General features: G+C 71.8%; 14 protein-coding genes. 5 read left to right on the top strand and 9 right to left on the bottom strand.

Going from position 1 to position 13,862, the window contains the following annotated elements:
* Positions 1–211 precede the first annotated feature (211 nt).
* From A6R01_RS10805 to A6R01_RS10785, 4 genes are all read right to left on the bottom strand, one after another.
* Complete coding sequence (locus A6R01_RS10805) at positions 212–781, bottom strand: TetR family transcriptional regulator (RefSeq protein ID WP_292605712.1); 570 nt, start codon at positions 779–781, stop codon at positions 212–214.
* 127 nt (positions 782–908) lie between these two features.
* On the bottom strand, positions 909–1,118 hold the full coding sequence (locus A6R01_RS10800; protein ID WP_292605710.1) for a ferredoxin: 210 nt from the start codon (positions 1,116–1,118) through the stop codon (positions 909–911).
* Positions 1,119–1,132: 14 nt separating this feature from the next.
* Complete coding sequence (locus A6R01_RS10790) at positions 1,133–2,569, bottom strand: fatty acid desaturase (RefSeq protein ID WP_366925107.1); 1,437 nt, start codon at positions 2,567–2,569, stop codon at positions 1,133–1,135.
* Between the two features lie 95 nt (positions 2,570–2,664).
* The gene (locus tag A6R01_RS10785) at positions 2,665–3,081 is read right to left on the bottom strand and encodes a hypothetical protein (RefSeq protein ID WP_292605708.1); all 417 of its coding nucleotides are present in this window, start codon (positions 3,079–3,081) and stop codon (positions 2,665–2,667) included.
* Between the two features lie 143 nt (positions 3,082–3,224).
* Here A6R01_RS10785 and ppgK point away from each other — a divergent pair, with 143 nt between their 5' ends.
* Complete coding sequence (ppgK, locus tag A6R01_RS10780) at positions 3,225–3,962, top strand: polyphosphate--glucose phosphotransferase (protein ID WP_292605706.1); 738 nt, start codon at positions 3,225–3,227, stop codon at positions 3,960–3,962.
* Between the two features lie 4 nt (positions 3,963–3,966).
* Entirely contained in the window at positions 3,967–4,701 is a 735-nt protein-coding gene (locus tag A6R01_RS10775; RefSeq protein WP_292605705.1) for a hypothetical protein, read from the top strand.
* A 50-nt stretch (positions 4,702–4,751) separates the two neighbouring features.
* On the opposite strand, the gene A6R01_RS10770 is transcribed toward A6R01_RS10775, so the two are convergent.
* Positions 4,752–6,092, bottom strand: coding sequence for an NAD-dependent malic enzyme (locus A6R01_RS10770; protein ID WP_292605714.1), 1,341 nt, complete (start codon positions 6,090–6,092; stop codon positions 4,752–4,754).
* A 214-nt stretch (positions 6,093–6,306) separates the two neighbouring features.
* Between A6R01_RS10770 and A6R01_RS10765 the strand changes: the two genes are divergently transcribed.
* A complete protein-coding gene (locus A6R01_RS10765) occupies positions 6,307–6,939 on the top strand; it encodes a TetR/AcrR family transcriptional regulator (protein WP_292605704.1) in 633 nt (210 codons plus the stop codon).
* Positions 6,940–7,000: 61 nt separating this feature from the next.
* Positions 7,001–9,370 (top strand): MMPL family transporter, encoded by a 2,370-nt coding sequence (locus A6R01_RS10760; protein WP_292605702.1) that lies wholly within the window; start codon positions 7,001–7,003, stop codon positions 9,368–9,370.
* Positions 9,371–9,513: 143 nt separating this feature from the next.
* On the opposite strand, the gene A6R01_RS10755 is transcribed toward A6R01_RS10760, so the two are convergent.
* Genes A6R01_RS10755 through A6R01_RS10740 form a run of 4 tightly spaced genes read right to left on the bottom strand, consistent with a single transcriptional unit; the run spans position 9,514 to position 12,191 of the window.
* Entirely contained in the window at positions 9,514–9,987 is a 474-nt protein-coding gene (locus A6R01_RS10755) for an SRPBCC family protein (protein WP_292605700.1), read from the bottom strand.
* Entirely contained in the window at positions 9,984–10,466 is a 483-nt protein-coding gene (locus A6R01_RS10750; protein WP_292605698.1) for a glutathione peroxidase, read from the bottom strand. Before A6R01_RS10750 ends, A6R01_RS10755 begins: the two co-directional genes overlap by 4 nt.
* A gap of 36 nt (positions 10,467–10,502) precedes the next feature.
* Positions 10,503–11,153 carry a hypothetical protein gene (locus A6R01_RS10745; protein ID WP_292605696.1) on the bottom strand — a complete coding sequence of 217 codons (651 nt, stop codon included), beginning with the start codon at positions 11,151–11,153 and terminating at the stop codon, positions 10,503–10,505.
* A 54-nt stretch (positions 11,154–11,207) separates the two neighbouring features.
* The gene (locus A6R01_RS10740) at positions 11,208–12,191 is read right to left on the bottom strand and encodes an SDR family NAD(P)-dependent oxidoreductase (protein WP_292605694.1); all 984 of its coding nucleotides are present in this window, start codon (positions 12,189–12,191) and stop codon (positions 11,208–11,210) included.
* 216 nt (positions 12,192–12,407) lie between these two features.
* On the opposite strand from A6R01_RS10740, the gene A6R01_RS10735 reads away from it, so the two are divergent.
* The coding region (locus A6R01_RS10735; RefSeq protein ID WP_292605692.1) for an MDR family MFS transporter at positions 12,408–13,862 on the top strand (1,455 nt) is incomplete at its 3' end.

The following is a 13,862-nucleotide window of genomic DNA, read 5'->3' as shown; positions in this document are numbered from 1 at the left end:
CACCTGGACCGGTGTCCACCATCGGCGCCAAGCCGCCATGGACGCCCTCTACACCGCCCACCCCGAACGGTTCGCCAGCCCGCCCCGGGTACCGACCCCCATGGCCCAAGTGGCCATCAACCAAGAAACCAACCGCGACCGACTCCACGCAGGTTGACAGGTTCCGTCCGACGGCAAGGTTCATCGGCCGGCCGATGAACCTTACGACGACCTACCCCAGGACCCGCGCCGCGATCCAGGCGATCGCCTCCGCGGTCTCGGCAGGGTCGCCGGAGGGCTGCATGACGTGGGAGAGCACGACGCGGACGACCATGTCGATGGCCGCGTCGAGGTGCGGGCCGTCCAGGACGACGTCGTACGGCGTGATCCGCTCGGCGATCACGGCCTTGGCCGCGACCAGCAGCGACTCGGCGTGGGTGGTGAGCAGCGGGAGGAGCTCGGTGTCGGCGCCGTGGGTGGCGGAGACGACCGCGTGCAGGAGGTCGTTGCCCGTGGCGTGCTCGAGGACGTGCTGCGCCGACGCACGGATCGCGCCCACCAGGTCGTCGGGGTGGGCGTCGAAGGCATCGTTGACGACCCCGAGGAAGCGGTCGAGCTCGCGCAGGATCATCGCCTCGGCGAGCCCCGGCTTGGTGCCGACCTCGTTGTAGACGGTCTGGCGGGAGACCCCGACCTCCTGGGCCAGTCGCGCCATCGTGACCTGCGACCATCCGATCTGCGCGGTGAGGCGGACGGCGGCGTCCACGACCCGCTCGCGGGTGGTGGGGACGGCGCTGCTCACGGACCGGAGTCTAGTGAGCGGTCCCTCGGGAGCGGGCCTGGGTCGCCGGACCGGGCCTCCGGGGGGTCGGCCCGGTCCGGCGGTCTCAGGGGTGCTCGTCACGGCAGGTGGTGGCTCGGGCGAGCCCTCAGCCCTGCAGGGAGAGCGCCAGCACGGGGCACGCCTGGGTCGCGGCGTGCACGTGCGCGCGGTCGGACTCGGGCGGGGTCTCGTCGAGCACGTGCACCGACTCCTCCCCGTCCGCGTCCTCACGGACCTCGAAGTAGTCCGAGGCCATCGCCTCGCACATGCCCAGGCCCTCGCACCTGTCGCGGTCGACGACGATCTGCAGTCCCATGTCCCTCGCCTCCTTCACGCGGCCTCGGACGGGGCGAGCGGGACGAAGTCCACCTTCTCGCGCACGCCGCAGTCGGGGCAGCACCAGTCGTCGGGGATGTCGGCCCAGGCCGTGCCGGCGGCGAAGCCCTCGAGCTCGTTGCCCGCGGACACCTCGTAGGTGTAGCCGCAGCCCGGGCAGCGAGCGGCGAGCACCTCCTCGGCGAAGGTGTGCGCCGAGTCGTCGACGGCGACGGTCTCCTCGTGCACGGGCACGGGGTGCTTGGCCAGGATCCTGTCGCGCTTGCGGGGGTGCAGGTTGGCGCGGCTGAGGTCGCCGTCGAAGTGGGCGATGACCCGCTTGTCCATGACCCGGCGCCAGAGCGGCGGGAAGAGCGCGAGCACGATCATGCCGGCGTACCCGGTCGGGAGCACCGGGCTCTCCTCGAAGTCGCGCAGCGTCTGGTAGCGGCGGGTGGGGTTGGCGTGGTGGTCGCTGTGGCGCTGCAGGTGGTAGAGCAGCACGTTGGTCGCGATGTTGTTGGAGTTCCACGAGTGCGAGGGGTCCACGCGCTCGTAGCGCTGGCGCTCACCGGTGCCGACCTTCTGGCGCAGCATGCCGTAGTGCTCCATGTAGTTGACGACCTCGAGCAGCGAGAAGCCGACGATGGCCTGGACCACGAGGAAGGGCAGCACGCCGGGGCCCTGCCAGGCGACCAGGCCGCCCCACAGCACGATCGACATCAGCCAGGCGTTGAGCACGTCGTTGCCGAGGTGGAAGGGGTGGGTCTTCTTGCGGGCGTAGCGCTTCTTCTCCAGGTGCCAGGCGCTCTTCAGCGAGCCGACGACGGTGCGCGGCCAGAACTCGTAGAAGTTCTCGCCGAACCGGCTGGAGGCCGGGTCCTCGGGCGTGGCGACCCGGACGTGGTGGCCCCGGTTGTGCTCGATGTAGAAGTGGCCGTAGAAGACCTGCGCGAGCGCGATCTTGGCCAGCCAGCGCTCGTTGGCCTCGCGCTTGTGGCCCAGCTCGTGGGCGGTGTTGATGCCGATCCCGCCGATGGCACCGATCGAGATCGCCAGGCCGATCTTGTCGATCACGCCGAGCGGCTCGATGTCGAACGGGGTGCCTCCGCCGATGAGGTAGAAGGCGCCGACGAAGCCGGCGTACTGGATCGGGAGGAAGAGGTAGGTGATCCAGCGGTAGTACTTGTCGTTCTCCAGCGCCTCGATCGCGTCGTCGGGCGGGTTGGAGCGGTCCAGGCCGGCGATCAGATCGATCGCGGGGACGATGCCGAGGATGACGACCGGACCGAGCCAGAGCCAGGCGCCCCAGCCGGTGAGGGCGTAGCCGCCGAAGGCGATGAACGCCAGTGAGGGCACCACCAGGCCGATCAGCCACAGGTAGCGCTTCTTGTCCTTCCAGGCCTCGGTCGACCCGGCGGGGACCGTGCTGTTGGGGATGGTGCTGCTCATGGGGAACCTCCTGCGGTGACGGGCGTCACCTCATCTACTTGACAGGAGGATACGGAATGTCAAGCAGATTGACAAGAGGGTTGTTTCTGTAAACCTCAGTTCGGGCTGGACGGGGATGACGGCTCGCTACGACCAGGAGGGCGCGACGGGACGTGCCTGGCTGCCTCGGCGAGGGAAGCGACCTGCTCGGCCAGGGCGGGGGCCCCGAGGCAGCGCAGCCGGCCGACGTGGCCCGGCGTGCGCAGTCCGACGGTGCGCTGCACGACGCCCGCACCGAGCTCGACCCCGGTGAGGTCGCGCAGGTCGATCTTCAGCATCGCCGAGCCGCGACCGACCCGGTTGGGCATGAAGGTCAGGTGCAGCGCGGTCAGGGTCAGACGCCCGGCGACCCAGGTGGCCCCCCAGACGTCCTGGAAGCGGTCGAAGGCCGCATCGCTCGGTGTCCCGCCGGCCCCGGTGAGGGTCTCGACGAGGAGGTGGCCGGACTTCGACCCCACGACTCCGTAGGACATGGATCCACCATGCGCCGCGGAGGAAGGGCCATCCAGGGACCTTGGTCCCGGGCGCCCGAGGGGGTCCAGACAACTCCCCGACCGCCCGCCTTCCCCCGATCGAGTCTTGCCAGCGTCGGTGCGAGCCGCTGGGATGGGGCCCGATGAGTCTCCCCTTCGGCATCGACTTCGGCGGCACCGGCATCAAGGGCGCCCCCGTGGACCTCGCGAGCGGCGACTTCGCCGCCGAGCGCGTGCGCATCCGCACTCCCCAGCCCTCGACCCCCGACGCGGTGGCGGAGGTGTTCGTCGAGCTCCTCGGGCACTTCCCGGAGGCGACCGGCCCGGTCGGCGTCACCGTCCCCGGTATCGTGCGCCACGGCGTCGTCCACTCGGCCGCCAACATCGACGACTCCTGGCTCGGCACCGACGCCGACCGGGTCTTCAGCGAGGCCACCGGTCGCGAGGTCCACGTGGTCAACGACGCCGACGCCGCCGGCCTCGCCGAGGTGCAGTACGGCGCTGCCGCCGGCCGTCGCGGGCTGGTGCTCCTGACCACCCTCGGCACCGGGATCGGCTCGGCGATGGTCCACGACGGCGTGCTGGTCCCGAACTCCGAGCTCGGGCACGTCGAGATCGACGGCGCCGTGGCCGAGCACCGCGCCTCCAACCGGGCCCGGGAGGCCGAGGACCTGTCGATGGAGGCCTGGGCCGCCCGCCTGCAGGCCTACTACCGCCACCTCGAGCGGCTCTTCTCCCCCGACCTGTTCGTGGTGGGCGGCGGCATCAGCAAGCGCTCGGAGGAGTTCCTGCCCCTGCTGGACCTCGACACCGAGATCGTGCCCGCCCTGCTGCGCAACAAGGCGGGCGTCGTCGGCGCCGCGCTGCACGCGAACGGATGAGCCGATGAGCACCCCGGCCGACGAGACTGACGACGTCATGGACGCCTCCCCCCACCAGACCCAGCCCGAGACCCAGCCCGAGCCCCAGTCCGAGCCGCTGCTGCCCGACGCCGCCCCGGCAGCACGGTCGCGCCCGGACGCTCGGCGTACCGCGCTCGTGGTGGTCCCCCTGTTCGCGGGGCTCGTGGCCGCCGGGGCCGTGGGGGGACAGATGCTGTGGGCCGAGATCGAGGGCTCCGAGGCTGCCGCCCCCCGGTTCTTCTGCTGGAACGCCGAGGAGGCTGCCGACCCCTCGGACTGCCCCAAGCCCCGCGGCGCCGATGGCCTCGCCTGGGTGCTGCCCTCCTTCCGTCCCGACCGCCTCGACTGCGTCGACGAGCTCGAGCTGAACCCGGACTACAACCGCCCGGTGATGTGGACCTGCGACCAGGTCGTGGGCGGCCAGCCGGTCTCGGTGACCTACAGCCAGGTCACCGGTCAGCGCGCCGCGCTGCGCTACTTCGACAAGATGCACGGCGACAGCCGCGTCGTCACCCGCTCCGCCGACGGCCGCTCGGAGGTCTTCCGGTGGGCACCCTCGCAGACCCCGGCGGGCGACTGGCAGGTCAGCCTGCTGCTGCGCGACGCGCCGTACGCCGTCACGGTGGTCGCCCCCACGGCGAAGGACGCCGAGCGCACGCTCGAGCACCGGGTGCGGATCCGTCCGCCCGGCGCGCGGCGCGCGGTCGAGCTCACCTGACCGCCCGCCCAGGCAGGCCCAGGCGGGCACGGGCAGGCACAGGGGCGCGCTCAGCCCTCCCGGATCGCCGTGGCCACGGCGGTGGGCACGTCGGGGTGGAACACGCTGGGGATGATGAAGCTGGGGTTGAGCTGGTCGTCGGTGACGACGCCCGCGATCGCCTCGGCCGCGGCCAGCATCATCTCGACGGTCACGTCGGTGGCGCGGGCGTCGAGCAGGCCCCGGAAGACCCCGGGGAAGGCCAGCACGTTGTTGATCTGGTTGGGGTAGTCCGAGCGGCCCGAGGCCACGACGGCGGCGTGCTTGGCGGCCTCGGCGGGGTCGACCTCGGGGTCGGGGTTGGCCAGCGCGAAGACGACCGGATCCTCGGCCATGTCGGGGATCCACTCGGCCTCCAGGACCCCGGGGGCCGACACCCCGATGAACACGTCGGCGCCGTCCAGCGCGGCACGCAGGTCGCCGCGGACGTCACGCGGGTTGGTGACCTCGGCGAGCCGGCGCTGCGCGGGCGGCAGGGTCTCGTCGTGGCGGGAGAGGCAGCCCAACCGGTCGTAGACCACGACGTCCTCGACGCCGGCGGCGAGCATGAGCGTGACGATCGCACTGCCGGCGGCGCCGGCACCCGAGACGACGGCGCGGATCGAGGAGAGGTCCTTGCCGACCACGCGCAGGGCGTTGGTGAGCGCGGCGAGCACGACGATCGCGGTGCCGTGCTGGTCGTCGTGGAAGACCGGGATGTCGAGGGTCTCGCGCAGCCGTCGCTCGATCTCGAAGCATCGCGGCGCCGCGATGTCCTCGAGGTTGATGCCCCCGAAGCCGGGTGCGATCAGCTGGACGGCGCGGACGATCTCGTCGGTGTCCTGGGAGTCCAGGCAGATCGGCCAGGCGTCGATGTCGGCGAACCGCTTGAACAGCGCCGCCTTGCCCTCCATCACCGGCAGCGCCGCGCCAGGGCCGATGTTGCCCAGGCCGAGCACCGCCGACCCGTCGGTGACCACCGCGACGGAGTTGCCCTTGACCGTCAGCCGGCGCACGTCCTCGGGGTGCTCGGCCAGCGCGAGGCTGACCCGGCCGACGCCGGGGGTGTAAGCCATCGAGAGGTCGTCGCGGTTGCGCAGCGGCACCTTGGAGGACACCTCGATCTTGCCGCCGATGTGCAGAAGGAAGACCCGGTCGCTGGTCTTGTGGACCGTCACGCCCGGCACCGCACCGGCCGCCTCCTGGAGACGCTCGGCGTGCTCGGCGTCGGCCGCGGAGCAGGTGACGTCGACGACCAGGCGCTCGTGGGAGGACTCGGCCACGTCGATGCCGGTGACGATGCCGCCGACCTCGGAGATCGCGGTCGCCACGGCACCGACGACGCCGTGGTCGGGCGCGGTGTGCAGGCGCATGGTGATCGAGTACGACGAGGTGGTGGCGGCTCGGCCGGCGGTACGGGTCACCTCGCCACTCTCCGCCCCTGGCTCGGCTACCGGCAAGTCACCCTCGCGGCGGCCCGGTGCGTGTCGCCCACGGGGCGGCCACGGGCCTCGTCCGGCTCACCCCCGATGTCGTGACCACCATCACATTTTTGCACCCTTGAACGCATAGTGCAGAATGCACTCCATGGGCTTGAGTGCACTCCGCGCCGGTGGGCGCGCTGAGAAGCAGGCGTTGACGCGCGTGCGGATCGTGCGCTGCGCCCAGCGCCTGTGCCTCGACGCCGGGTTCGACGGGTTCACGATGGACGAGCTGGCCGAGGCCGCCGAGGTCTCGCGCCGCACCCTGTTCAACTACTTCCCGAGCAAGGTCGATGCCGTGCTCGGTGGCGCGGAGGCACCCGACCTCGCCTCGGCGGCGCTGCAGGAGGTCGCCGACCGGTTCCGCGCGGGCGGCCCGCACGGTCGCCTCGGGGACGACCTGGCCGAGCTGGCACGTCACCTGCTCGCGACCCAGGTGATCGACCGCGAGTCGGCCCGGCTCCGGCGTACCGTCCTCACCTCCTCACCGCGCCTGCTCGGCGTCATCCACGAGCGCTTCGAGACCCTCGCCGAGCAGATCGTCGGGCTGGTCCTCGAGCGCGAGGGACCCGACTTCGGGCCGGTCCGCGCCCGCCTCGCCGTCGGCGTCCTCGTGGCCGTCTTCGACTCCGCCATGGAGTCCTTCGCCCAGGGCGAGCCCGACGACCCCGAGCTCGCCGACCTCGTCACCGACCACCTCGGCCTGGTGGCCGAGCTGTTCGGCGCTCACCCCGCCTGATCCGACCCAGCCACCCTGCCCGTCCCGCCTGCACACCCACGCACCGACCCAGGAGACCCCGATGGCCACCCTGCTGCACCGACTCGGCACCACGGCGTTCCGCCACTGGCCGCGCTTCCTCGCCGGCTGGCTGGTGGTGCTGCTCGCCCTCGGCGCGTTCTCGGCCGCCTTCGCCAAGCCGCTGAGCGAGAACTTCACGATCCCCGGCATCCCGTCGGAGGAGGCGGCGGACCTGCAGGCCGAGCTCTTCCCCGGCTCGGAGAGCGCCTTCGACGCGGCCAACGTCAACGTGGTCGTCCAGGCGCCCGAGGGCGAGGAGCTCACCGACTACCGCCAGGACATCGCCGAGCTCACCGAGGCGCTGGCCGGTCTCCCGCAGATGCCCGAGGACCCGCAGGTCGTGGGTCCGGTCGAGCAGGCGCAGATGATCGAGGAGCAGCTCGTCGGTGCGGCCCAGGCCGCCGGCGGCGATCGCGCCGCGGTGCGGGAGGCCCGGGCGAACGCCGACGCGATCTCCCCCCTCAGCGACGACGGCCGCACCGGCATCATCACCTTCGAGTGGGACGTCGACTCCCCGACCGACATCGAGGAGACCAGCCTCGACGCGCTCGAGGACGTCATGTCCGACGCCCGCGAGTCCGGTCTCGAGGTCGAGGCCAACGGTCCCGGTGCCACGCTCTTCTCCGAGATCGGCCTCACCTCGGAGGCGATCGGCCTCGGCGTCGCCCTGATCGTGCTGGTGCTGACCTTCGGCTCCCTGGTCGCGGCCGGCATGCCGATCTTCAACGCCGTCATCGGCGTCATGATCGGTCTCACCGGCGTCACCGCGATGACCGCCTTCATCGACGTCGACTCCTCGGCCACGATCCTCGCGTCGATGATCGGCATCGCGGTCGGCATCGACTACACGCTGTTCATCCTGGCCCGCTACCGCACCGAGCTGCACCACACCGACGACCGTGAGGCCGCGGTCGGCGTCGCGGTCGGTACGGCGGGCTCGGCCGTGGTCTTCGCCGGCCTGACGGTCCTCATCGCGCTGTCGGCCCTCGCCGTCGTACGCATCCCGTTCCTCACCACCATGGGTCTGGCCGCCGCCGCGACCGTCTTCGTGGCAGTGCTGGTCGCCCTGACCCTGCTGCCGGCGATCCTCGGGCTGTTCAAGTCCAAGACCTTCGCCGGCCGCGTCCGCAAGTACCGCCCCCAGCACGACGAGGACGGCAAGGTCCTCAACAACGGCGTGCGCTGGGCCCGGTTCGTGGGCCGCCGACCGGCTGCCTTCGTCGCGGTCGTGGTCCTGGGGCTCGGCGCTCTGGCCCTGCCGCTCGGCGGCCTGCAGCTGGCGTTCCCGACCGACTCCACCGCGCCCAGCGACAGCACCCAGCGCCAGGCCTCCGATCTGGTGGCCGAGGGCTTCGGCCCGGGCCGCGAGGCCCCGCTGCTGGTGGTCGTCGACGCCCGCGACGTCGAGGAGGAGCAGCGCCAGGCCGCCTTCGGCGAGGTCACCGCGTGGGCCGGCGGCCTCGACGGCGTGGTCAACGCGCAGATCGTGGCGACCAACGCCGAGCGTGCCGAGGACGGCACCGTCACCACGCCGGCCACCGGTGCGCTGATCCAGGTCCTCCCGGAGTTCGGGCCGGCCGACGCCGGCGCCACCGACCTGCTGGAGACCATGCGTGACGGCGAGTCCGACATCGAGGACGCCACCGGCACCGACACCGGCGTGACCGGTCTGACCGCGATCACCACCGACGTCTCCGACCGGCTCGCCGACGCGCTCCCGGTCTACCTCGCGATCGTGATCGGCCTGGCGTTCATCCTGCTGATGATCGTCTTCCGCTCGATCCTCGTGCCGCTCACCGCGACCCTGGGCTTCCTGCTGTCGGTGCTGGCCACCCTGGGCGCGACCGTGGCGGTCTTCCAGGAGGGCGCCTTCGGCATCTTCGAGGGCCAGCCGATCGTCAGCTTCATGCCGATCTTCCTCATCGGCCTGGTCTTCGGCCTGGCCATGGACTACCAGGTCTTCCTGGTGACCCGGATGCGCGAGGCGCACGTCCACGGCATGAGTACCTCCGAGGCCGTGGTCGACGGCTTCCGCAACTCCGCCCGGGTCGTCACCGCCGCGGCCACGATCATGATCGCGGTCTTCGCCGCCTTCATGCTCCAGGAGGACGCGGTCGTGAAGTCGATGGGCTTCGCCCTGGCGGCGGCCATCGTCTTCGACGCCTTCATCGTGCGGATGGTGCTGATCCCGGCGCTGCTGTTCCTGCTCGGTGAGAAGGCCTGGTGGATGCCGGGTTGGCTGGACCGGGTCCTCCCGCACGTCGACGTCGAGGGCGAGAAGCTCGACCGGCCGCACCTGACGGCCGGCCGGCACGCGCTGTCGGAGACCGACCTGGACGAGGAGTCGGACGAGAGCGACATGCTCGTCTGAGTCGCCGCGCACGCTCGACCGCCCGGGGGCGGTGGGTCGTCAACCACCTGCGGACCGCGGGGGGTCGGGGACCCACCGCCCCCGCGGCGTACGGGACGTGGAAGGTCTGACTGGTGTCAGTCAGACCTTCCGACGCGTCCTCCTCAGACCTCCTCGGCCCCCAGCCGCTCGAGCAGGTTCGCGGAGAACCGGTCGCCCATCTTGGCGACGACGCCCTTCATCGTGGCGGTGACGGCCTTGGAGGACAGCTTGGGCAGCGGCAGGTCGAGCGTGATCTCGAGGCTGGTGCGCAGCTCGCACCCCTGCTCGTGCTGCGACAGGTCGTACCACCCCTCCACCCCCGAGCGCTCCGTCTCACCGTCCGGCGGGTCGTGGCGGAACTCGATGCGGCTGGGCTCATCGAAGGTCATCCTCTCGGTGAAGGTCGGCGCGACCTTCACCCCGAGCACCTCCAGACCGCTCAGGTCCCACGTCCAGTGGTCGCCCTCGGCGGTGATCCGACGCACGAACGGCGTCATGTCGGCGATCGCGTCGGGGTCCTCCAGCAGCGCCCACACGTCCTCGCGCGAGGCCGTGATCACCGCCTGCGCCTCGGTGCCTGCGGTGAACCGGGTCATGCCGCGAGCGCCTTCTCGATGTCGGCGGCGATCTTCTCCGGCTTGGTCGTCGGGGAGTAGCGGTCGATGACACGCCCGTCCTTGCCGACGAGGAACTTGGTGAAGTTCCACTTGATCCGGCTGCCCATCAGGCCGCCCTTCTCCGAGCGCAGCCACTGGTAGAGCGGGTGCGCGCCCTCGCCGTTGACCTCGATCTTGGAGAACAGCGGGAACGTCACACCGAAGTTGCGCTCGCAGAAGCTGTTGATCTCCGCGTCGTCACCCGGCTCCTGCCCACCGAACTGGTCGCACGGGAAGCCGAGCACCGTGAAGCCCCGTGCGGCGTAGGTGTCGTGCAGCTGCTGGAGGCCCTGGTACTGCGGGGTGAAGCCGCACTGGGAGGCGGTGTTGACCACGAGCACCACCTGACCGGCGTACGCCGACAGGTCGGTCTCGCTGCCGTCGATGGCGCGGGCGTTGAAGTCCTGGAGGGAGGTCATGGCCTCCAGCATGTCAGGGCTGCCGAAGCGGGACCCTCACCCGATCATCGTGCCGCGCACCTCGACGCTCTGCTGGTACGACGCCGGGTTGGCGTGCCCGTCGAGCAGGACCCGCACCCGGCGGTCGGCCACCTGCAGCACCAGCTCGTCGTCGGCGAGCTCCTCGATGTCGCCCCGGACGACGTAGTCGTTGCCGTTCACCCGCTCCAGCAGCGCGCCCGGCGGCACCCGGCGGACGTCGGAGGTGGCGACCATCCGCAGTTCGGGGCGGGTGCGTCCGCGCACCAGCAGGAACAGGCCCACCACGAGCAGCAGCGCGGCGTTGGCGAGGAGCACCGTGGCCAGCGCGAGCCCGCCGCTGGCACCCTCGACGCGGTAGGTGCCGGGGTCGTCGGGCAGGTAGGTGACCTCGACCTGCCCGGTGGCGGCCGCGTCGGCGTACGCGTCGGGCTCCAGCGCCGTCGGCTGCGTGAGCAGGCCCTGCGCGCCGCCGAGCTCCTCGGCGACCGCGGTCGGCAGCGACACCTCGACGACGGTGGCGTCGCCGTCGCCGCCGTCGGTGACGGCCGGGACGGTCTCGGTGACGCCGTCGCCGTCGAGACGGTGGTCGGTCCAGGCCGCGTGGACGGGCGGGATGTTCACGACCACCAGGAGCAGCAGGACCAGCAGCAGTCGGGAGCGTCGCACCGGTTCAGTATCCCGGGGCGGCCGGCCTCCCCGGCCGCGGGTCGGCGACAGCCGTCACGACAGCGCCGCGCCTCCGGTCTGCTCGGCGACGTAGGTGAGCAGCCGGGCTCGCAGGTCGGGGTCCTGCTCGCGCTGCCACCCGATCGTGGTCGGTCGCTGGCGGCGGTCGTGCCAGAAGTGGTGCGGTCCGGACTCCGGTCGGGTGGCCACCAGCCACACCGCGGTGTCGGCGCCGTCGGCCGGGGTGCGCTGGACCCGTCGGGTCAGCCTGTCGAAGCGCGGCAGGCTCGAGGTCACGCCGGGGGTGGTCGCCCAGCCCGGGTGCATCGACTCGACCAGGGCGCCCGTGCCGCGCAGGGTCTCGGCCCACGCATCGGCGAGCACCACCTGCATCCGCTTGGTGCGGGCGTAGGCCTGGACCCCGTCGTACTCACCGCGCCGGAACTCCAGGTCGTCGGCGTCGCGGGCGTGCAGCGACGCGCCGTACATCCCGCCCGAGCTCATCCACACCACGCTTGCCGGGCCGGCGACCAGCAGGTCGCGCAGCAGCGAGGTGATCAGGTGCGGGCCGAGCACGTGGCAGGCCAGCGTCATCTCGTGGCCCTGCGGGCTCTCGGTGCGCTCGGGCGGCATCACGCCGGCGTTGTGCACGAGTCCGTGGATCGCGGGGACCCGGTCGGACAGGTCGGCGCACCAGGCGCGCACGGCGTCGAGGTCGGCGATGTCGCAGACCTCCTCGACCACGTCGGCGTTCGGCACCTCGGTGCGCAGCTGGCGTGCGTAGTCGGCCACCTTGTCGGGGTTGCGGCCCAGCAGGTGCACGGTGGCGCCGAGGTCCAGGAAGGAGCGCGCCATCGCCTCGCCGATGCCGGAGGTCGCGCCGGTGACCACCACGCGCCGACCCGCCATCGACCCCGGGGCCGGGTCGTCGGGCCAGTGCGGCAGGAGCCGTCGTACGCCGGAGCCGATGGAGGTGTAGCCGAGCACCACCGAGCGGTCCAGTGCGGAGTCGAGCAGGCGGGAGAGCGGGGTCAGCACGTCCTCGACTCTAGGCAGGCCGGCGACCACCCGTCCGGGCTGCGTCACGCGGGTCCAGCGGGCCTTCCGGGAATAAACCCGATGAGTTGAAGGGCTGTCTCAGGTCAGACTGTGCGTGGCCCTCACCGGCCCGCGCCCCTCCGGTGCTGTCCCCGGCGCACGCGCCGGCACCCCACCGCGCCGCAGCACCTGCTCGTCCCTCTCGTCTGGAGCCCCATGACCTCGCCCGCCTCCCCGCAGGCCGCCCCCGCCCGCGACGACGTCGCGCCGGCACCCGACTACGGCGTGCTGCGCTGGCTCGTGCTGGCGACGTTCATCGTGATCCTCAACGAGACGATCATGGTCAACGCGATCCCGCGGCTGATGGTGGAGTTCGACGTGACCGCGCGATCGGCGCAGTGGCTCTCGACGGCCTTCATGCTCACGATGGCCACGGTCATCCCGATCACCGGCTGGTTCCTGATGCGGGTGACGACGCGCCAGGCGTTCACGCTGGCGATGATCACCTTCAGCGTCGGCACGCTGATCGCGGGCGTGGCGCCGTTCTTCTGGATGCTGGTGGCCGGTCGGGTCGTGCAGGCCGCGGGCACCGCGGTGATGATGCCGCTGCTGATGACGACGATCATGAAGGTCGTCCCCGACCACGACCGTGGTCGCGTGATGGGCAACGTGACGCTGGCGATCTCCGTCGCCCCGGCGATGGGCCCGGCCGTCTCCGGCGGCATCCTGGCCGTCACGACCTGGCGCGGGCTCTTCTTCGTGGTGCTGCCCATCGCGCTGGCGATCACCGTGATCTCGCTGCGCCGGCTGCCCGACGTGGGCGAGCCGAGCGCCGGACGCGTCGACATCGCCTCCGTGGTGCTGGCCGGCCTGGGCTTCGGCAGCCTCGTCTACGGCCTCAGCGGCCTGGGCGAGGGCTCCGGCGGCTCGGTGCCCGCCGAGGTCCCCGCCCTGCTCGGCCTGGTGGTCGTCGGCCTGTTCGTGTGGCGCCAGCTGCGCCTGCAGCGCACCTCGGAGCCGCTGCTGGACCTGCGGGTCCTGCAGGTCCGCACCTACACCGTCTCCATCGCGCTGATGGCGGTCGCGTTCATGTCGATGTTGGCCGCGATGATCCTGCTGCCGCTCTACCTGCAGGAGGTGCGCGGTCTCTCGCCGCTGACCACCGGCCTGGTCGTGGCCCCCGGCGGCATCATGATGGGCCTGCTCGGTCCGCAGGTCGGCAGGACCTTCGACCGCGTGGGCAGCCGGCCGCTGGTCGTGCCCGGTGCCGTCGGCATGGTCGTGGCGCTCGGTGCCCTGGCGCTGATCGGGGAGACCACCCCGGTCGCCGCCGTCGTCGGCATCCACGTGCTGCTGATGATCTCGCTGGCCGGCATCTTCACCCCGGTCTTCACCCTCGGCCTCGGGGCGCTCCCGATGCACCTGTACTCCCACGGCTCCTCCCTGCTCGGCACCACCCAGCAGGTCGCCGGCGCCATCGGCACCGCCGTCTCGATCACGATCCTCTCCAGCCGCTCCGCGTCGCTGGCCGAGGGCGGCTCGAGCGAGGCGGCCGCGATGGTCGGCGGCCTGCAGTGGGCCTTCGGGCTCGGGGCGGTCATCTCGCTCGCCGTCCTCGTGCTCGCGCTGATGCTGCCCCGCCGAACTCCCGACACCCCCGCCACCCCCGCC

Source organism: Nocardioides sp. REDSEA-S30_B4 (genome assembly GCF_001627265.1).
GTDB lineage: Bacteria > Actinomycetota > Actinomycetes > Propionibacteriales > Nocardioidaceae > Nocardioides.
Note: the sequence above shows the minus strand (reverse complement) of the source record. Positions and strands in the feature narration are given on the sequence as shown.

Bases quoted from the DNA above. Each gene is read 5' to 3' on its own strand.
- A6R01_RS10800 (WP_292605710.1), bottom strand. From the start codon at position 1,118: ATGGGACTGCAGATCGTCGTCGACCGCGACAGGTGCGAGGGCCTGGGC.
- A6R01_RS10790 (WP_366925107.1), bottom strand. From the start codon at position 2,569: ATGAGCAGCACCATCCCCAACAGCACGGTCCCCGCCGGGTCGACCGAG.
- A6R01_RS10785 (WP_292605708.1), bottom strand. From the start codon at position 3,081: ATGTCCTACGGAGTCGTGGGGTCGAAGTCCGGCCACCTCCTCGTCGAG.
- ppgK (WP_292605706.1), top strand. From the start codon at position 3,225: ATGAGTCTCCCCTTCGGCATCGACTTCGGCGGCACCGGCATCAAGGGC.
- A6R01_RS10775 (WP_292605705.1), top strand. From the start codon at position 3,967: ATGAGCACCCCGGCCGACGAGACTGACGACGTCATGGACGCCTCCCCC.
- A6R01_RS10770 (WP_292605714.1), bottom strand. From the start codon at position 6,092: ATGCGCCTGCACACCGCGCCCGACCACGGCGTCGTCGGTGCCGTGGCG.
- A6R01_RS10765 (WP_292605704.1), top strand. From the start codon at position 6,307: ATGGGCTTGAGTGCACTCCGCGCCGGTGGGCGCGCTGAGAAGCAGGCG.
- A6R01_RS10760 (WP_292605702.1), top strand. From the start codon at position 7,001: ATGGCCACCCTGCTGCACCGACTCGGCACCACGGCGTTCCGCCACTGG.
- A6R01_RS10755 (WP_292605700.1), bottom strand. From the start codon at position 9,987: ATGACCCGGTTCACCGCAGGCACCGAGGCGCAGGCGGTGATCACGGCC.
- A6R01_RS10750 (WP_292605698.1), bottom strand. From the start codon at position 10,466: ATGACCTCCCTCCAGGACTTCAACGCCCGCGCCATCGACGGCAGCGAG.